This is a genomic window from Stenotrophomonas sp. GD03930 (assembly GCF_029839665.1).
Lineage (GTDB): Bacteria > Pseudomonadota > Gammaproteobacteria > Xanthomonadales > Xanthomonadaceae > Stenotrophomonas > Stenotrophomonas forensis.
The window spans coordinates 20,838-39,947 of sequence record NZ_JAOCAV010000003.1; the positions used below are offsets into that span (position 1 = coordinate 20,838).

15 protein-coding genes and 1 riboswitch are annotated in these 19,110 nt (G+C 67.3%); of the genes, 7 read left to right on the top strand and 8 right to left on the bottom strand.

All coding sequences use genetic code 11. The annotated features are described in order from the left end of the window. Window positions 1-46: 46 nt before the first annotated feature. Window positions 47-436: a VOC family protein gene (locus N5C18_RS15800; RefSeq protein ID WP_053511935.1), complete on the top strand. Its 390-nt coding sequence runs from the start codon at window positions 47-49 to the stop codon at window positions 434-436. A 155-nt stretch (window positions 437-591) separates the two neighbouring features. On the opposite strand, the gene N5C18_RS15805 is transcribed toward N5C18_RS15800, so the two are convergent. Continuing rightward, window positions 592-1,878 carry a HAMP domain-containing sensor histidine kinase gene (locus tag N5C18_RS15805; protein ID WP_053511934.1) on the bottom strand — a complete coding sequence of 429 codons (1,287 nt, stop codon included), beginning with the start codon at window positions 1,876-1,878 and terminating at the stop codon, window positions 592-594. Next, on the bottom strand, window positions 1,865-2,578 hold the full coding sequence (locus N5C18_RS15810) for a response regulator transcription factor (RefSeq protein ID WP_053511933.1): 714 nt from the start codon (window positions 2,576-2,578) through the stop codon (window positions 1,865-1,867). Before N5C18_RS15810 ends, N5C18_RS15805 begins: the two co-directional genes overlap by 14 nt. Window positions 2,579-2,708: 130 nt before the next feature. Between N5C18_RS15810 and N5C18_RS15815 the strand changes: the two genes are divergently transcribed. From N5C18_RS15815 to N5C18_RS15830, 4 genes are all read left to right on the top strand, one after another. Next, complete coding sequence (locus tag N5C18_RS15815; protein WP_271260426.1) at window positions 2,709-4,412, top strand: glycosyltransferase family 39 protein; 1,704 nt, start codon at window positions 2,709-2,711, stop codon at window positions 4,410-4,412. A gap of 111 nt (window positions 4,413-4,523) precedes the next feature. Continuing rightward, the gene (locus N5C18_RS15820) at window positions 4,524-5,276 is read left to right on the top strand and encodes a phosphatase PAP2 family protein (protein ID WP_279945078.1); all 753 of its coding nucleotides are present in this window, start codon (window positions 4,524-4,526) and stop codon (window positions 5,274-5,276) included. After that, window positions 5,273-6,922 (top strand): phosphoethanolamine--lipid A transferase, encoded by a 1,650-nt coding sequence (locus N5C18_RS15825; RefSeq protein WP_279945079.1) that lies wholly within the window; start codon window positions 5,273-5,275, stop codon window positions 6,920-6,922. Before N5C18_RS15820 ends, N5C18_RS15825 begins: the two co-directional genes overlap by 4 nt. 613 nt (window positions 6,923-7,535) lie before the next feature. Further along, window positions 7,536-9,500 carry a M2 family metallopeptidase gene (locus tag N5C18_RS15830; protein WP_164241806.1) on the top strand — a complete coding sequence of 655 codons (1,965 nt, stop codon included), beginning with the start codon at window positions 7,536-7,538 and terminating at the stop codon, window positions 9,498-9,500. Window positions 9,501-9,618: 118 nt separating this feature from the next. On the opposite strand, the gene N5C18_RS15835 is transcribed toward N5C18_RS15830, so the two are convergent. The 3 genes from N5C18_RS15835 to N5C18_RS15845 all read right to left on the bottom strand — a co-directional run bounded on the left by N5C18_RS15835 (window position 9,619) and on the right by N5C18_RS15845 (window position 12,345). Continuing rightward, window positions 9,619-10,011: a hypothetical protein gene (locus N5C18_RS15835; protein ID WP_008265644.1), complete on the bottom strand. Its 393-nt coding sequence runs from the start codon at window positions 10,009-10,011 to the stop codon at window positions 9,619-9,621. A gap of 69 nt (window positions 10,012-10,080) precedes the next feature. After that, the gene (locus N5C18_RS15840; RefSeq protein WP_164087451.1) at window positions 10,081-10,977 is read right to left on the bottom strand and encodes a siderophore-interacting protein; all 897 of its coding nucleotides are present in this window, start codon (window positions 10,975-10,977) and stop codon (window positions 10,081-10,083) included. A gap of 141 nt (window positions 10,978-11,118) precedes the next feature. Further along, entirely contained in the window at window positions 11,119-12,345 is a 1,227-nt protein-coding gene (locus N5C18_RS15845; RefSeq protein ID WP_053511928.1) for a multidrug effflux MFS transporter, read from the bottom strand. Between the two features lie 300 nt (window positions 12,346-12,645). Beyond that, window positions 12,646-12,748: riboswitch (glycine riboswitch) on the top strand. Window positions 12,749-12,810: 62 nt separating this feature from the next. On the opposite strand from N5C18_RS15845, the gene gcvP reads away from it, so the two are divergent. Further along, window positions 12,811-15,678: an aminomethyl-transferring glycine dehydrogenase gene (gene gcvP, locus N5C18_RS15850; RefSeq protein WP_279945081.1), complete on the top strand. Its 2,868-nt coding sequence runs from the start codon at window positions 12,811-12,813 to the stop codon at window positions 15,676-15,678. Window positions 15,679-15,770: 92 nt separating this feature from the next. Here the strand turns inward: gcvP and N5C18_RS15855 are convergent, their stop codons facing one another. The 3 genes from N5C18_RS15855 to N5C18_RS15865 all read right to left on the bottom strand — a co-directional run bounded on the left by N5C18_RS15855 (window position 15,771) and on the right by N5C18_RS15865 (window position 18,457). Beyond that, window positions 15,771-16,181, bottom strand: a complete 411-nt coding sequence (locus N5C18_RS15855) for a VOC family protein (RefSeq protein WP_279945082.1) — start codon at window positions 16,179-16,181, stop codon at window positions 15,771-15,773. A gap of 103 nt (window positions 16,182-16,284) precedes the next feature. Continuing rightward, a complete protein-coding gene (locus tag N5C18_RS15860) occupies window positions 16,285-17,652 on the bottom strand; it encodes an amino acid permease (protein WP_053450498.1) in 1,368 nt (455 codons plus the stop codon). 82 nt (window positions 17,653-17,734) lie between these two features. Beyond that, entirely contained in the window at window positions 17,735-18,457 is a 723-nt protein-coding gene (locus N5C18_RS15865) for an AraC family transcriptional regulator (protein WP_006463165.1), read from the bottom strand. A 108-nt stretch (window positions 18,458-18,565) separates the two neighbouring features. Here N5C18_RS15865 and N5C18_RS15870 point away from each other — a divergent pair, with 108 nt between their 5' ends. After that, window positions 18,566-19,057 carry a hypothetical protein gene (locus N5C18_RS15870; protein ID WP_279945084.1) on the top strand — a complete coding sequence of 164 codons (492 nt, stop codon included), beginning with the start codon at window positions 18,566-18,568 and terminating at the stop codon, window positions 19,055-19,057. The last annotated feature ends 53 nt before the right edge of the window (window positions 19,058-19,110 follow it).

Genomic DNA, 19,110 nt, shown 5'->3' on the forward strand with positions numbered 1-19,110 from the left:
ATGCTGCAGTGCCGGCCACGACCCCATCCTCTCCGGGAGCCTCCTCATGCAGCTCGGCGCTTTCTCGGTCAGCCTCTCGGTGAAGGACCTGGCCGCCTCCCGTGCGTTCTATGAAGCGCTGGGCTTCTCGGTCACCGGTGGTGACCCGGCACAGAACTGGCTGGTGTTGCGCAGCAACGGCACGGTGATCGGACTGTTCCAGGGCATGTTCGAGGGCAACCTGCTGACTTTCAATCCCGGCTGGGACCAGCACAAGCAGGAACTGCCCCACTTCCAGGACGTACGTGAACTCCAGGCCGAGCTGGACTCCAAGGGCATCGAGCTGGCAGTACGTACCGACCCCGAGGGCCAGGGTACCGGCTACCTGCAGCTGGCCGATCCTGATGGGAATGTGATCCTGATCGACCAGCACGTGGCGCGCCCGGACGGACGGTGACCACTGCTGGGTAGGCGTCGACCTTGGTCGACGGACAGCATGCCAACCAAGGTTGGCATCTACCACGACACAGGCCGCCCATTGCCTGGGTAGGCGTCGACCTTGGTCGACGGGCAGTATGCCAACCAAGGTTGGCATCTACCGGCGCGGCCCGATCAGGCCGGGCGCGATGCGCTGAAATCCAGGGTGGCGCGCGTACCTCGCGCTTCGCAGGGCTGCAGCCGCAGGGTCCATCCCAGGTGTTCGCACAGGCGCGCGATCAGGTCCAGGCCGATGCCCCCACCGCGGTCCGCGCGGTCGCCCCGGGCCATGCGCGCGTGAATCGCGGCGATCTCCTCCGGGCTCATGCCGTGCCCCGGGTCCTGCAGGGTGAGCACTGCCGACGAACTTAGTTGCAGTTCGATATGGCCACGCCCGCTGTTCTCGATGGCATTGCGCAGCAGGTTGCCGATCGCCGCCTGTACCACCGCCAACGGCGCGACGATGTCCACCGGCGCGGCCTGGATGCCGATGCTGAGGTCCTTGTCGCCAAGCAGGTGGCGATGGTCATCGACAATCTCGGGCAGCAGCTGGTCCAGCGCGATGCGCTCGGCGCGAGCGGCCAACCGCGCCGGATCGCGTGCCAGCACCAGCAGCAGCTCGATCAGCTGCTCAACGCTCTGCGCCGTACGCAGCACGCGCTGCATCTGCTGGCGCGCCCGATCCGGCAGGCCCGGCTGTTCCAGTGCCAGTTCCGCGGCGCCGGTCATCACCGCGATCGGCGTGCGCAGCTCATGGCTGGCGGTACTGATGAACACCCGCTCGCGCTCGACGAACTGCTCGTTGCGGTCCAGGTAGTCATTCAGCGCATCGGCGATGGTATGCAGCTCGGAACTGCCGCGCGGGTCCACGTTGATGCGCTGCCCCTGCACCCCCGGCCGCAGCGCACCGATATGCTGGGCCAGCAGGCTCAGCGGACGCACCATCCGCTCCATGCCAAACGAAGCCATCAGCACGGTGACGAAGATCATGATCACCCCGGCCAGCATCACCCAGCGCGTCGCGAACTGCTCCAGGTCATGGAAGTCGGAGATGTCCAGCGCCAGCGCCACCCGCCCCATCGAGCCGGTGTCGCGCACCATCACGGCGGTCTGCCGCCCCTTGATCGGTACCCCATCGTGCAGCCCCGGGTGCAGCGTGCGAACGCTCTCGGGCATGTTGCCTTCATCGAAACGGAACAGGCTGAGCGTGTCCGAGTCCTGCCAACGGTAATGCGGCTCGTGCTCGGTATGGTCGACGATGCTGTCCAGTTCGGAGTTGAGCAGCGCGCGCCAGGCCGCATGCTCGGCATGCTCGTGAACGTAGTTGCCGACGCTGAACACCGCGATCGACAACAGCGCCAGGTAGCCCAGCAACCACCACACCACGCGCCGGTACAGCGGGCCCGGCTTACGCGCCTTCATCGTCTTCCCTGGCCGGATCGCTGGCCGAAGTCACGGCCAGGCGATAACCGACCCGCGGCAGCGTGTGGATCAGCTTGTCGGCAAACGGGCCATCGACGCTGCGGCGCAGTTCGTAGACATGCGAACGCAACAGGTCTCCATCCGGTGGCTCGTCGCCCCACAGCGCGAACTCCAGCTGCTGGCGGGTGACCGCTCCGGGGCTGGCGCGCATCAGCACTTCCAGCAGCTTGCGGCAGGCCGGGTACAGATGCAGTACCTGGCTGCCGCGCTGCGCCTCCAGGGTGGCCAGGTCCAGCACCAGGTCGCCCACCTGCAGCCGCTTGCGCGGATTGCGGCCCTGCGCACGCAGCAGCAGCGCCTCCAGCCGCACCTCCAGCTCGGGAAGAGCAAACGGCTTGGTCAGGTAGTCGTCGGCACCGGCGCGGAAGCCGGCGATCTTGTCCGGCAGCTCGTCACGTGCGGTCAGCATGATCACCGGCACTTCCGAGGCGTGCTCGGCGCGCAGGCGGCGCAGCACCTCCGGCCCCTCCATGCGCGGCAGCATCCAGTCCAGGATCACCGCATCGTAGGGGTGGCTGCCGGCCAGGTGCAGGCCAGTGATGCCATCCGGGGCCACGTCCAGCACATGCCCGCGCGACTCGAAATAGTCGAACAGGTTGGCCACCAGCTGGCGGTTGTCCTCGATCACCAACAGACGCATGCACGAAACATCCACGGAAGTTCGTAACATGGTAGCGCTGCCCATGTCGGAATGCGGTCGCCTTGGCCACCTCCGACGCTTTTCCCACCCCCGCCGCCTCAGAATGGCTGTTTTGCTCCCGGAGCCCGCCGTGCCCGTAGCCCTGCCCCGTCGTTGGCGCCTGCCCCTGCTGTGGCTGCTGATCATTGCCGCGTTGGCGGCCGGTATCGGCATGCGCCAGCCGCAACCGCCGGACGAGCCCCGCTTCGTGCTGGCTGCCCGCACCATGGTCGAGAGCGGGCAATGGCTGCTGCCCCACCGTGGCGTCGAGCTGTATGCGGAAAAGCCTCCGGTGTTCATGTGGCTGCAGGCGGCGGCCTACGAGGTGGTCGGCAGCTGGCAATGGTCATTCCTGCTGCCCTCGCTGCTGGGCGCCCTGCTCAGCCTGTGGCTGGTCTCGGACCTGGCGCGGCGCCTGTGGTCACCCCGGCATTCGCTCTATGCCGTGGCTGCGCTGTTCTGCACCTTGCAGTTCGGCCTGATGGCCAAGCGCGCGCAGATCGACATGGTGCTGGTGGGCATGACCACGGTGGCCCTGTGGGGCCTGATGCGCCACCTGTGCGAGCGACGCAACCTGCCCGCCCTGTGGCTGGCCGGTTTCGCCGCCGGTGTCGGCACGGTGACCAAGGGCGTGGGTTTCCTGCCGCTGCTGATGGTCCTGCCCTGGTTCGGCTGGTGGCTGTACCAGCGTCGCCGCGGCCATGTGGTGGACGGCCCGCATCCGGCCAGCCTGCTCTGGCTGATCCCGGCCTTCCTGCTGGGCGTGGGGGTGTGGCTGGCACCGCTGGGCTGGGCCCTGCTGCATGCGCCCAGCGCCGAGCTGCAGGCCTACGCGCATGAGCTGTTGTTCAAGCAGACCGGCACCCGCTACGCCAACGCCTGGCATCACCGCCAGCCGGTCTGGTACTACCTGCAGGTGATCCTCACCCTGTGGCTGCCGGGCAGCCTGCTGCTGCCGCTGCTGTTCAAGCCATGGTGGCGCCGCCTGCGCCGTGGCGACCGCCGGCAGTGGCTGCTGCTGGGCTGGGCGCTGCTGGTGCTGGTGTTCTTCAGTGCCAGCCCGGGCAAGCGCGAGGTCTATCTGCTGCCGATGCTGCCGGCCATGGCGCTGGCCGTCGCACCGCTGCTGCCGGGCCTGCTGCGCCGGCTGTGCGTGCGCCGCTACCTGTTCGGCTACAGCGTGGTGCTGATGCTGGCCACTGGCGTGCTCGGCGTGATGCTGATGACCGAACACCCGTGGGCGGTGGCGCAGCTGGAGCGCCGGGCCATGCCTGACACCCTGCTGCCGGTGCTCGGCGACGGTCTGCTGACCTTCGCCATCGCCCTGGCCACGTTGATCGTATGGCTGCGGGTACGGCGCGCTGCGACACTGGTGCTGCTGACCCACGGCATGCTGTGGATGCTGTACGGACTGGTGCTGATTCCGGCGCTGGATCCCTATGCCTCGGCCTCGGCGCTGATGCGCCGGGTTGGCACACGAATCGGCCCCGATGCCGAACTGGCGCTGGTGGCCTGGCGCGAACAGAACCTGCTGCAGGCCGACCGCCCGGTGCGCGAGTTCGGCTTCAAGCGCCCCTGGCCCGAGCAATGGCACGATGCGGGCCCGTGGCTGGCCGAAGCGCCGGACAAGCGCTGGCTGCTGGTACTGGACGATGCGATGAGCCCCTGCGTGGACCCGGCCAAGGTGATCGACATCGGCGTGGCAAACCGCAATCGCTGGCAGCTGCTTCCGGGTACCGCGTGGGACCCGCAATGCCATGCCGAGCGGGCCGGGTCGACCGCCGAAGAAGACTGAACCTTGGCGCGTGCCGGGCAAACATTAACCCGGCACGAACGAGCGTCCGACCCTTCTCCGACATCCAGGTGACGAGCATGGCCGCGGATTCCCGAACCGCCCTTTCCCAGCATGCCCGTCCGTCCCATTGATTCGGTAGCGCCGCTTGCGACATCGCCGCTGGCGTCAAGATTTGCCGTAACTCACCTCTGGCTGCCTGTCGCCATCGGCCTGCCCGTGTTCGCGCTGCTGATGGGCTTCGGTGGCGACCAGTGGCTCGCCGACCACCTGTTCCGCCTTGAGGGTGGCCACTGGGCGTTACAGGACGCCTGGGTCACCCGCACGCTCGTCCACAAGGTCGGCAAATGGATGAGCACGGCAGCCGCGCTGGTGGCGATCCTGTTGTGCTTCCATCATTGGCGCAAGGGCCGTGACCGGACCCTGCGCTGGGCGCTGCTTTATGTCGTTGTTGCCATGGCGTTGAGCACCGGAGTGATCTCCCTGCTGAAGTCGCTGATACCGATGGAATGCCCATGGGATCTGCTGCGCTATGGCGGCCACCAGCCCTTCATCGGATTGTTCACCCTGCGCCCGGCCGGCATGGCGCCGCAGGCGTGTTTCCCGGCCGGGCACGCCAGCGCGGGCTACGCCTGGCTTTGCCTGTACTTCTTCGCCCTGCTGTGGCGGCCGTCGTGGCGCTGGGCGGGGTTGTGGATCGGCCTGGGCAGCGGCCTGGTGTTCGGCATCAGCCAGCAGCTGCGCGGTGCGCACTTCCTTTCGCATGACGTTGCCACGGCCTTGACGTGCTGGCTGCTTTCGTTGGGCCTGTATGTCCTGATCCGCCGTCAGCTGGACCGTCCCCACCGCCAGGAGGCAAACGCATGAGCGCATCGGTCCAACGCTCTACCCGCCTGCCGGCCCTGGCAAGCGTCCTGCGCTGGCGGCCGCAGCTGTCCACCGAAGCACTGATCGCGCTGACCAGCCTGTTCTTCGCGGTGGCCGGCAACGGCCTGTTCTGGCACAGCGCGATGGCCAGCCATCCGGGCAGCCTGCGCTACGCCCTTTCGCTGCTGCTGTTGCTGCTGGGTACGCACGGCGTACTGCTCAGCATCCTGGTCTGGCGCTGGAACGCCAAGGTGGTGATCAGCCTGCTGCTGCTGGTGACTGCATTCGCCGCGCACTACATGAGCCGTTACCACATCTACCTGGATGCGGACATGCTGCGCAACGTGCTGGCGACCGACCCCAAGGAAAGCCGCGAACTGATGACGGTGTCGCTGGTGTGGCCGGTGCTGCTGTTGGCGGTGCTGCCGATGGTGGTGCTGTGGCGGGTGCAGCTGCGCCGCCGCAGCTGGGGCCGCAGCCTGCTGTGGCGCCTCGGCTTCCTGGTGGTGGCCGCAGTGACCGCGGTCGGCGGCGCGTTGATCTCGTTCCAGGACGTCTCGGCGCTGATGCGCAACCAGCGCGAAGTACGCTATCTCGCCACCCCGGCCAACGTGCTGCTGGGCATGCCGCGTGCACTGCGTGGCGACAATCCGGTGCAGCGCGCGCCGAAGCTGCCGATCGGCACCGACGCCAAGGCCACCCCGCGTGCACCGGCCAGCAAGCCGCGCCTGCTGGTGATCGTGATGGGCGAGACCGTGCGTGCGCAGAACTGGGGGCTCAACGGCGGCCGCAACACCACGCCGGAACTGGCGCAGGCGCCGGTGATCAACTTCCCGGACATGCACTCGTGCGGTACCAGCACCGAAGTCTCGCTGCCGTGCCTGTTCTCGCCATGGGGCCGCCACGACTACGACGAGAAGAAGATCCGCGCGCACCAGTCGCTGCTGCATGTGCTGAACCGTGCCGGTATCGCACCGCTGTGGCGTGACAACCAGTCCGGCTGCAAGGGCGTGTGCGAAGGCCTGGACTTCCAGTCGTTGTCCGACGCGACCACGCCGGGGCTGTGCGCCGATGGCCGCTGCATGGATGAGATCCTGCTGCAGGACCTGGCCACCCAGGTGCGCGCCAAACCCGGTGACCGGGTGGTGGTGCTGCACCAGCTGGGCAACCATGGACCGGCCTACTTCGAGCGCTATCCGCCGGCATTCCGCCGCTTCACCCCGACCTGCGATACCCGTGACATCGGCCGTTGCTCGCGCGAAGAGATCACCAACAGCTACGACAATGCCGTGCTGTACACCGATCACTTCCTGAGCAAGACGATCGGCACGCTGCAGGGCCTGCAGGACTACGACACGGCGATGATCTACCTGTCCGACCACGGCGAGTCGCTGGGCGAGAAGGGCCTGTTCCTGCATGGCGTGCCCTACGCCATCGCCCCGGCCGAGCAGACCCGCGTGCCGATGACGATGTGGTTCTCGCCGGGCTTCGCCAGCAGCCGTGGACTGGACCTGCAGTGCGTGCGCAAGCGTTCGGCGGCGTACGCCGACCACGACAACCTGTTCCCGTCGGTGCTGGGCCTGATGCAGGTGAAGACCTCGCTGTACGAGCGCGACCGCGACGTGTTCGCCAACTGCGAAGGGTGAGGGTTGTTCGGCAGGGCTTGCAGCCCTGCACCTGCAGAGGCAACTGCAACCGCAACGGCCGAAGCAACAGCAACAGCGTGCATTCCGTGGGATGGCGGGGTGGGTCCGGTGGCGGGAGACGCCGTAAATACGTCCATGTAGGCTCGGTCGCCGCATCCATGCGGCTCACGCCCCCGCCACCGGACCCACCCCGCCTTCGACAGTTTTCCGCGATCTGTTGGAACGGCAGTCTGCTCTGGTGGGTGTCGACCTTGGTCGACACGGTAGATCTGATTCAAATTTGATTTTCGATATCTGACAGATGTGTCGACCAAGGTCGACACCCACCAACGGCCGCCGCGATCTGTCAGAGGTGGGGCGGTGTGGGCTTGCAGGACCGTTGGCGCCATGGATGGCGCCATCGAGCCCCCATGGATGGGTTTACGGCGTGTCCTGCAAGCCCACACCGCCCCGCCATCCCACGGATAGCCCGCTTCTGCTGTTGCTTCGGTCTTTGCCGTTGCTTCTGCGGGTGCAGGGCGCCGCCCTGCCGAACCCAACCGACTTCCGCCACTTGCGGTGGCAGCGGCTGCCCACTAGCCTTCGGCCGTCGTTCACCACCCAAGGACCGCCCGTGAAACACCGCCATCTCCTGCTGGCCTCGGCAATCGCCGCCGCCACGCTGGCCCTGGTCGCCTGCAAGAAGGAACCGTCGCCCGGCACCGAGACCGCCGGCCCCAGCGCGCCGGCCGGCGAAACCGCCGACCAGTTCGTGGCCCGCATCAATGCCGAATTCAAGGCCGCCTACCCGGAGATGACCTCGGCGCAGTGGCTGTCCTCCACCTACATCAACAGCGATTCCGAACGCATCGCGGCCAAGGCCAACGAGCGCTCGCTGACCCAGCTCAACAGCTGGATCGAGCAGGCCGCCAAGTTCGACGGCAAGCCGATGAGCGAGGACAGCAAGCGCGCCATCCACCTGCTGAAGCTGATGTCCTCGATGCCGGCGCCGCGCGACCCGGCCAAGCTGGCTGAGCTGACCCAGATCGCCACCCGCATGGAGGGCAGCTACGGGGCCGGCAAGTACTGCACCGATGCCAACGATCCGAACTCCTGCCGCCAGCTGGGCGAACTGGAGCAGGTACTGGCGCGCAGCCGCGACTACGACAAGCAGCTCGATGCCTGGCAGGGCTGGCACAGCACCACGAAGAGCATGCGCGGCGATTACCAGAAGTTTGTCGGCCTGGTGAACGAAGGTGCCAAGGGCATGGGCTTCACTGATGCCGGCCAGATGTGGCGCAGCGGCTACGACATGCCGCCGGAGCAGATCGGCCCGGAGACCGACCGCCTGTGGGAACAGGTCAAGCCGATGTACGAGCAGCTGCACTGCTACGCACGCGGCAAGCTGGACAAGACCTATGGCAAGGACAAGGCGGAAGTGGGCAATGGCCTGATTGCCGCGCACCTGCTGGGCAACATGTGGCAGCAGGACTGGTCGAACCTGTGGGACCAGCTGGAACCCTACCCGGGTGCCGGCAGCCTGGACATCACCGCAGCGCTTGAAAAGCAGTACCAGAGCAACCTGAGCGCAGCACTGGCCAAGGCTGGCAAGGACGCCAACGTGGCCGCCCAGTACAAGGCGCAGCGCGAGGCCGAACTGCGTACCGCCAGGCAGATGACCGAGCGCGCGCAGGACTTCTACGTGTCGCTGGGCATGCCCTCGCTGCCGCAGTCGTACTGGGAAAAGACCCAGTTCATCAAGCCCGATGACCGCGACGTGGTCTGCCACGCCAGCGCCTGGGACATGAACATGGAAGGCGATGTGCGCACCAAGATGTGCATCAAGCCGAACGAAGAGAACTTCACCACCATCTACCACGAGCTGGGCCACATCTATTACGACCTGGCCTACAACCCGCTGCCGCCGCTGTTCCAGGGCGGTGCCAACGATGGCTTCCATGAAGCGATCGGCGACACCATCGTGCTGGCGATGACCCCCAAGTACCTCAGCTCGATCGGCCTGGTCGATGCGCCGACCGAGAGTCGTGAGGCAGTCATCAACAACCAGATGCGCATGGCGCTGTCGGGCGTGTCGTTCCTGCCGTTCGGGCTGATGATCGACCGCTGGCGCTGGGGCGTGTTCGACGGTTCGATCACCGCCGACAACTACAACAAGGCGTGGTGGGACCTGAAGGCCAAGTACCAGGGCGTGGCCCCGGCCAGCACTCGTGGCGAAGAGTTCTTCGACCCGGGCGCGAAGTACCACGTGCCGGGCAACACCCCGTACACCCGCTACTTCCTGGCGCGCATCCTGCAGTTCCAGTTCTACAAGGGCTTGTGCGATGCGGCCGGCTACAAGGGCCCGCTGCATGAGTGCACCTTCTACGGCAACAAGGAAGCCGGCCAGAAGTACTGGGCGATGCTGAGCAAGGGTGCCAGCCAGCCGTGGCAGGCCACGCTGAAGGAACTGACCGGCACCGACAAGCTCGATGCCGGCCCGATGATCGAGTACTTCACTCCGGTCAACGAGTGGCTGAAGCAGCAGAACGAAGGCCAGATGTGCGGCTGGCAGGCCAACGCGGCCCCGGCGGCGAAATGAAAGAGGGGCGGATCCGCAAGGATCCGCCCCTTTCTGGTAGTGCCGGCCGCTGGCCGGCAACTACGCGATGAAGACACAACGGGCAGCCGGCCAGCGGCCGGCGCTACCGAAATGCCTGTCAGCTGTTCTTCTTCGCCGCCATCGCCGCGGCCAGCTCGGCCTTGAATTCCTCGAAGGTCTGGCCCTTCTCCTTCGCTTCGGCCTGCGCGGCATCGCGCAGCGCATCGGAGTACATCAGGCGCACCGGCGTGCCGTTGCGCTCGTGCAGTTCACCGGCCTGCATGATCAGCGCCAGCACCTGCGCAGCGCTCTCGCTGTGGCCAGCGATGCGGCCGTCCATGCCCAGCACCCATTCGCCGTCACGGCGCACGACCCCGGCCAGCAAGGTGCGCTGTGCATCGCGCAGTTCCGCATGCGGCTCCACCGGCGAGGCCTGGGCTGCAGCCTTGTTGGCGGCCTGCTTTTCCTGGCGACGGCGCTGGTCGCGGCGGGTCTTGGAGCTGGTGGACATGGTGCGGTACCGCTGCGAAGGGGGGCGCAAGGATAGCGCACCCCGCCCGCCGCGCCGTTTCACACCCCCTCAGTCCAGCACTTTGCCGTGCCGCCAGTAGCCCATGAAGGTGATCGCGCGGCGGTCCAGCCCACAGTCGCGGACCAGATGCCGGCGGATCGCCATCACGGCCCCGGCCTCGCCCGCCACCCATGCGTACAGCGGCCCGGCCACGCTGGCATCGGCCTGCTCCCAAAGGATCTGCGCATCGACGTCGATCTCCTCCAGCTCATCGCCGGCGGCCACGCTCGAGGCCGCTGCCAGGCGTTCCTGCACCGCCTGCAGCAGAGGCTGGCCGTAGGCCGCCTGCCCGCGCGGCAGCCAGACCAGTTCGGCGCTGGCCGGCGCGGTCAACGGCACCGCATCACCGGCCTGGGCCACTTCCAGCAGGGCCAGCGTGCGTGGCGGGTCCGCCAGCGCGGCCAGTTCCTCAAGAATGCCGGCCACGGCCGGCAACGCGGTCTCGTCGGCCACCAGCAGCACCTGACCCACACCGGCCGGCGGCTTCCATTCCCAGCCTTCGCTGCTGTCGGCGCAGTCGGCATCCGGAGCAAGCAGCACCACACGGTCTCCCGGGCGTGCATGCATGGCCCAGCGCGAGGCGGGCCCGGTCACGCCGTGGATGACGAAATCGACGTCGACCTCGCCCTGCTCAGCGCGCAGCTGGCGGATGGTGTAGGTGCGCATCGGAGGGCGCTGGTCGTCAGGCAGGGCCCGGTAGCGCGGGTACCAGTCCTCGCCGCTGGGGACCTGCGGCAGGTCCTGGCCGGGCAAGGGGAAGAACACCTTGATCCGCTGGTCCGGGCCTTCGGTCTTCATCCGTGCCACGTCGGCACCGGTGAACACCATGCGGTCCAGCGAAGGGGAAAGCACGCGGCGCTCTTTCAGCGCCACCTCGAACAGGCGGTAGGTCTGCTGCGCAGCCATGGGGGAACCTCATGCAACGACATTGGATCGGCTGGCTGTCGTGCACCCCTGCACCGGCTGGCTGGAGTCCCCAGCCTAATCCGGTGGTGTTCGGTCGCAAGGGTTGCAGGCATCGCGCCCCGCCCTACCCCTGCGCGCTGCTCAATGGCCCGTGCAGGCTGCCTGCGCCACGCGTTCACGCTGGTGTTCCCAGTACCAGAACACGAATCCGACGGCGAAAAAGGCGGCCTGGCCCAGTGCCAGGTGCAACGGGCTGGCACTGAGCAGCGGCGATACCACGCCCGCCACCACGGTGCTGATCATCAGCTGCGCAAAGGCCTGCAGCGAAGACGCCAGGCCTCGCTGATGCGGGTACATGTCCAGCACCGCCAACGCCAGGATCGGGAAGATCAGCGCCATGCCCATGCCGCCCAGGAAAATCGGCATCACCGCCCACGGCAGCAAGAACTGCGGCGCCAGTGCAACGTAGCCGACGTTCAGCAGTACCGACAATGCGCAAAGCGCGAAACCGATGGCGACCTGGCGGGTGGGCGTGGTGTGCCCGGCCATGCGCCCGGACAGGAACGAGCCGGTGGTCATGCCGCCGATGGTCGGAATGAACAGCCAAGCGAATCCCCCCTCGCCCAGATGCAGATGCTGCATCACGAACACCGGCGCCGAGGAGATGTACAGGAAGATGCCGCCGAAGCCGATGCTGCCGGCCAGCGCCAGGCGCAGGAAACGCGGATTGAAGCCGATGCGCACGTAGTCGCGCATCAGCACCCTCGGCGACAGCGGCACCCGCGCCTCGACCGGATGCGTTTCCGGCAGGAAGCGTGCGGTGGCCGCCAGCAGCACCAGTGCGAACACCACCAGGAACCAGAAGATCAGCGGCCAACCCGCACCACTGAGCAGGATCCAGCCGCCGATGATCGGCGCGATCGCCGGGGCGATGCCGAACAGCATCGACACCTGGCTCATCAGCCGCTGCGCGTCATGGCCGTGGTAAAGGTCGCGGATCACCGCGCGGCCGACGATCATGCCGACACCCGCCGACAGGCCCTGCAGCGCGCGGAACGCCAGCAGCGTGGTCAGGTCGGTGGACAGCGCGCAGCCGACCGAGGCGCCGACAAACACCACCAGGCCGCCGAGGATCACCCGCTTGCGGCCCCAGGCATCGGACAGCGGGCCGTGCGCCAGGCTCATCAGGCCGTAGAACAGCAGGTACACGCTGATGGTCTGCTGCACCGCCACCTCGTCCACCGCCAGGCGCTGGGCCAGCTGCGGGAAGGCCGGGAAGATGGTGTCGATCGAGAACGGACCGAACATGGCCAGGCCGGCGAGCAGCAGGGCCATGCGGCGGGTGGAAGGAGCAACAGCGGCGGTCATGGGGAGGGCGTCCGGCAGGGCCATGCGCGGCACGCACGGCGGGCGCCGGTCCCCCTGCAGCAGGGACGGCGCCAGATGAATTCGGGTATCCGCCCATCATAGGTGGGGATTGCGCCCGATGCCATGCAGCAGTGCACAAAACGCACGGACGGGCCATCGGCCATTCAGGCGCGGCTGCATCCGCCGGGGGCGGCCCACGGGCCCGCGACGGGCTATAATCGGCAGGCAACACGGTGGGAGAAGCGGAACACCGCTGCCGAAGGCGCAACGCCCGTAATCGCTCAGGCCCGATACCACCCGTAACACAACTCTGGAGAGACCGGTTCGATCCGGCGCCGAAGGGGCACGAAGCTGCGGCCAGCCGCACTTCCAAACTCTCAGGCAAAAGGACAGAGGGGCGCCCCGCAGACCGCCGACCGGCGGCTTGTGCCCGTGCGTGTGCCCTTTCCTGACGGATCCTTCGCCATGTCCCAGAACACCCCTTCCCTGCGTGAGCTCGAGCACCATTCCGCGTTCGTCGAGCGCCACATCGGCCCCAACGATGCCGAGATCGCGCAGATGCTCGACGTCGTCGGCCACGCGTCGCTGGATGCGATGACCGATGCCATCGTGCCGGCCAAGATCAAGTCGCCCGCACCGCTGGCACTGCCCGAATCGATGACCGAAGTGCAGGCACTGGCGAAGATCCGTGCGATCGCCGACAAGAACACCGTGCTGCGCAGCTTCATTGGCCAGGGCTACTACGGTACCCACACGCCGAACGTGATCCTGCGCAACATCCTGGAAAACCCGGCCTGGTACACCGCCTACACCCCGTACCAGGCGGAAATCTCGCAGGGCCGCATGGAAGCGCTGATCAACTTCCAGACCCTGTGCGCCGACCTCACTGGCATGGAAATCGCCAACGCCTCGCTGCTGGACGAAGCCACCGCCGCCGCTGAAGCGATGACCCTGGCCAAGCGTTCGGCCAAGTCGAAGTCGGACACCTTCTTCGTGCACGACGCCGTGCACCCGCAGACGCTGGAACTGCTGCGTACCCGCGCCGAGCCCATGGGCATCGTGCTGCGCGTCGGTACCCCGGCCGAAGCGCTGGAAGCGGAAGCCTTCGGCCTGCTGCTGCAGTACCCGGACACCTTCGGCCAGGTCGGCGACTACAAGGCGCTGGTCGAGGCCGTGCACGCGCGCGGCGGCCTGGTGGCCGTGGCCACCGACCTGCTGGCACTGACCCTGCTGGCTGCCCCCGGCGAATGGGGCGCGGACATCGTGGTCGGCAACAGCCAGCGTTTCGGCGTGCCGTTCGGCTTCGGCGGCCCGCACGCCGCGTTCATGGCCTGCCGTGATGCCTACAAGCGTTCGATGCCGGGCCGCCTGATCGGCGTCTCGGTGGATGCGCAGGGCAACCCGGCCTATCGCCTGACCCTGCAGACCCGCGAGCAGCACATCCGCCGCGAGAAGGCCACCTCCAACATCTGCACCGCGCAGGTGCTGCTGGCGGTGATGGCGTCGATGTACGCCGTCTACCACGGCCCGGACGGCCTGACCCGCATCGCCCGCCGCACCCACCGCCTGGCCTCGATCCTGGCCGCGGCGCTGCGCACGGCCGGCGTGCAGGTCGGTGGCGACTTCTTCGACACCCTGCATGTCACCGGCGTGCACGCCGATGAGATCCACGCCAAGGCCCGCGCCGCCGGTTACAACCTGCGCGCGATCGACAGCGACTCGGTCGGCATCAGCCTGGACGAAACCGCCACCCGCGCCGACGTGGTCGCGCTGGCTGCCGTGTTCGGTGCGCAGGCCGACGTCGACGCACTCGATGCCAGCACCGCCGACGCGCTCCCGGCCGGCCTGCTGCGCCAGTCCGCGTTCCTGACCCACCCGGTGTTCAACACCCATCACAGCGAGCACGAACTGCTGCGCTACCTGCGTTCGCTGGCCGACAAGGACCTGGCGATGGATCGCACGATGATCCCGCTGGGCTCGTGCACGATGAAGCTCAACGCCACCGCCGAGATGATTCCGGTGACCTGGCCGGAGTTCTCGCAGATCCATCCGCTGGTGCCGGCCGACCAGGCGCTGGGCTACAAGGAACTGATCGACACGCTGGAAGCGATGCTGGTGGAGTGCACCGGTTACGACGCGGTCAGCCTGCAGCCGAACTCCGGCGCGCAGGGCGAATACGCCGGCCTGCTGGCGATCCGCGCCTACCACCGCTCGCGGGGCGAAGGTCATCGCGATATCTGCCTGATTCCGGACTCGGCGCATGGCACCAACCCTGCCTCGGCGCAGATGTGCGGCATGAAGGTGGTGGTGACCAAGACCGACGCCAACGGCAACGTCGATGTCGAAGACATCCGCCTCAACGCCGAGAAGTACAGCGACCGCCTGGCCGCGATCATGATGACCTACCCGTCCACGCACGGCGTGTTCGAGGAAGAGGTGGTGGAGATCTGCGAGATCATCCACAAGCACGGCGGCCAGGTGTACACCGACGGTGCCAACATGAACGCGCTGGTCGGCGTGGCCAAGCCGGGCAAGTGGGGTTCGGACGTTTCGCACCTGAACCTGCACAAGACCTTCTGCATCCCGCACGGCGGTGGCGGCCCGGGCGTCGGCCCGTGCGCGGTCAAGGAGCACCTGGCCCCGTTCCTGCCGGGCAAGCTGGGTGACCACGGCCCGGTCGGCATGGTCAGCGCGGCCAGCTTCGGCAGCGCCTCGATCCTGCCGATCAGCTGGATGTACATCGCCATGATGGGCAGCGAAGGCCTGCGCAAGGCCACCCAGGTCGCGCAGCTCAACGCCAACTACATCGCCAAGCGCCTGGCCCCGCACTTCAAGACCCTATACACCGGCCGCAACGGCCTGGTGGCGCACGAGTGCATCCTCGACGTGCGTCCGCTGGAAAAGACCAGCGGCATCGGTGCCGAGGACGTGGCCAAGCGCCTGATCGACTTCGGCTTCCACGCCCCCACCCTGAGCTTCCCGGTGGCCGGCACGCTGATGGTCGAACCGACCGAGAGCGAATCGCTGCACGAACTGGATCGCTTCATCAACGCGATGATCCAGATCCGCGAGGAAATCAGCGCGATCGAAGACGGCCGCCTGGACCGCGAGGACAACCCGCTGAAGAACGCACCGCACACTGCCACCGCAGTGACCGCAAGCGAGTGGACCCACGCCTACCCGCGCGAACTGGCCGCCTTCCCGCTGGCCAGCCTGAAGCAGAGCAAGTACTGGCCGCCGGTAGCGCGCGTCGACAACGTGTACGGCGACAAGAACGTGATGTGTGCCTGCATCCCGGTCGATGCCTACAAGGACGATGAAGTCGAGGCGTAAGCCTTCGATCCATCGGAAATGAAAACGGCCCGCGCAAGCGGGCCGTTTTTTCAAGGGTCTGTGGAGCAAGGTCCACACCCACAAAAATCCGATCACGGGTCCGGCATCTGCCCCAGGCTCAACTGCCAGGACACGCCGAAGCGGTCCTGCACCCATCCGTAGCGGTTGTTGAAATCGTAGTCGCCCACCGGCATCAGCCAATGACCGCCCTCGCCCAGCACCCGCGCCGCGCGCTCGAACTGCTCGGCGCCGGCACACTCGACGAACAGCGAAATCGAGGGCGAGAAGGTGAAGTCGTGTACGTCCAGGCTGTCAAAACACAGGTAGTGGGTGCCGCCGAGCAGGAAGATGGCCTGGCGGACCTGGCCGGGCACGCCGGCACCGGCCCCCTCCGGGTGGCGCTGCAGGGCCAGCAACCGGAAATCGGCAAAGGCTTCGGCATACAGGGCCAGGGCGGCTTCGGCCTGGCCGGTGAACATCAGGAACGGACGGCTGCGCAGCATGCGGAACTCCTGTTCGACGGGCCGGTGACGGCCCACACAATCAGCATCGCACGCCCGATGTGCAGCCCCCGTGGTAGTGCCGGCCGCTGGCCGGCAGCTTCCATCACGCCTCGCGCATCCGCCGCGCGATGGCACTGCCAGCGGCGATGGTGGCGGTCAGTGCCACCATCGACAGGAACTGCAGGCGGGTGTGCGACTCACTCAGCAGCAGGCCGAAGATCAGCGCCAGGATCGCCAGCGCGCAGCAGGTCAGCCACGGGAAACCGGCCATGCGGAACGGCAGGCGCGTGCCCAAGCGGTCCGCGCGGCGGCGCAGCACCAGCTGCGAGACCAGCGACAGCGTCCACACCAGCAGGCAGGTGGAACCGACGATGTTCAGCAGCACCGGCAGTACCCGGTCCGGGAACAGCAGTTCCATCACCGTGGCGGCGAAACCGAACAGCACGCTGGCCAGCACGGCGACCACCGGTACCTGGCGCGGATCGGTCCAGCCAAGCACGGCCGGGGCTTCGCGGCGCTGCGCCAGCGAATACATCATGCGCGAGGCACCGTAGAGGTTGGCATTGAGCGCCGACAGCAGCGCGATCACCGCGATCAGGGTGATGGCGGTGCCCGCCCCCGGAATACGGGCGATATCCAGCACCGCGGCGAACGGCGACTTCAGCGCCTCGCTGGTCCACGGCACCACGGCGATGATCACGCTCAGCGAGCCGATGTAGAACACCAGGATGCGCCAGGCCACGGTGCGGATGGCACGGGCGATGCTGCGCTCGGGGTCTTCGGTTTCAGCGGCGGCGACGGCCACGATCTCGGTGCCGCCGAAGGCGAACACCACCACCAGCAGCGCTGCACCGATACCAGCCAGGCCCTTCGGTGCGAAGCCGCCATGCTCGGTGAAGTTGCTCAGGCCCGGTGAGGTCACCTGGGGCAGCCAGCCCATCAGCAGCGCCACGCCGATGGCAATGAACGCCAGGATCGCCACCACCTTGAGGATGGCGAACCAGAACTCGAATTCGCCGAAGTTCTTCACCCCGAGCAGGTTGATCGCGGTGAAGAACAGCATGAACGCCAGCGCCGCCATCGGTACCGGTATCGATGGCCAGACCGTGGCCAGCAGGCCAGCCGCACCTACCGCCTCGGCGGCGATCACGATCACCAGCTGCACCCACCACAGCCAGCCGACGGTGGCGCCGGCCGTGGCGCCCATGGCGTCGGCGGCGTACACCGAGAACGCACCGCTGGTCGGCTTGGCCGCCGCCATCTCGCCCAGCGCGTTCATTACGATGATCACCAGCGCACCGGCGACCAGATAGGACACCAGCACCGCCGGACCGGCCGCCTGCACACCCACGCCCGAGCCGAGGAACAATCCGGCACCGATGGCGCTGCCCAGGCCCATCATGATCAGCTGGCGGGGCTTGAGCGAATGTCCGAGGCGGGACGGCGAAGCGGTCGGAATCGAATTGGGCATCGGCGGGGCTGGCGGCGGGCTACAGGGGCGACACCTTACCCTGTCCCATGCCCACGGGGATAGGCACAGCGCAGCAGGCGTCTCAGGCCAGCGCCGGCTCGCCGACGTTCCCACCGATTCGGGCCCGGTAGGCACGCGGCGAGAAACCGGTTTCAGCCTTGAATTTGCGGGTGAACGCACTCTGGTCGCTGAAACCGCAGGCCTGGCCGATGCAGGCGATGCTGTCGTCGCCATGCAGCAGGTGCATGGCCATCTGGATCCGCAGCCGGGTCAGCACCTGCTGCGGGGTCATCTGGAACACCTTGCGGAAGCTGCGCTCCAGCTTGGACAGCGAGAAGCCGGTGATATCCAGCAGGGTCTGCATGCGCACGTTCTCGGCGTAATGCGCATTGAGGTGGGCCAGGGCCAGCCGCAGCTGCTCGTACTGGGTGCCGAGGCTGTCCTTCTGGCCGAGGTCGCGGGAAATGCCGATCAGGCCCTCGATGGCCCCATCGACCAGCAGCGGGCGCTTGCAGGTCAGGCACCAGCCCGGTTCGCGGTTGGCGAACAGGTGCAGCTCCATCAGGTTCTCGATCACCTCGCCGGACAGCACGCGGGCGTCCTGGTCGACATAGTCCGCGCTGAGCCCGGTCGGGTAGATCTCGGCCGCGGTACGCCCGATCACATCCTTGCGCGCGCGCAGTCCCAGCCGCCGCAGCATGGTCTGGTTGACGTGGGTGTAACGCCCCTGGCGGTCCTTGATGAAGAACAGCACGTCCGGAATGGCGTCGAACAGGGCTTCGATGTCGGCGGGCTCGACTCGCATGCGGCAAGCATAGCCGAGGCGGCCTTGCCGGTGCGATCACCCTTGCGGGACTTGCGCTTAACGCCGCCAGGGCCACCGTGGGGGCCAGCCCCCACCGGAGAACCCGCCATGCCCCGTGGTGACAAGTCCGCCTATACCGAGAAGCAGAAGCGCCAGGCCGAGCACATCGAAGAGAGCGAACGCCAGCGCGGTGCCAGCGAAGGCACGGCCGAGCGCATCGCCTGGGCCACGGTGAACAAGCAGGATGGGGGTGGCAAGCGCAGCGGCAGCGCGCGCAAGAGTGCCGGGAAGACTGCCAGCAAGGCACCGGCAAAGAAATCGGCCACGACGTCGGCAGCCAGGAAGACGGCTGCACGCAAGACCGCGGCTAAGAAAGCGCCTGCGAAGAAGACCGCCGCCAGGAAGACGACTGCCGGCAAGGCCACAACGAAGAAGACCGCCGCAAAGAAGGCACCCGCTCGCAAGACGCCGGCCACGAAGGCGAGCACCGCCGCGTCACGCAGTGCCGCCGCGAAGAAGGCAGCCAAGACCCGTGCCGCGAAGAAGAGTGTGCGCAAAGCGGCGGCGAAGAAGGCGGCGCGCACCCGCGCCAGTGGCTGATCGCGAGCCATCCACCGGAACGCGGCCGCAGTGCCCTGCGGCCGCACATTTCC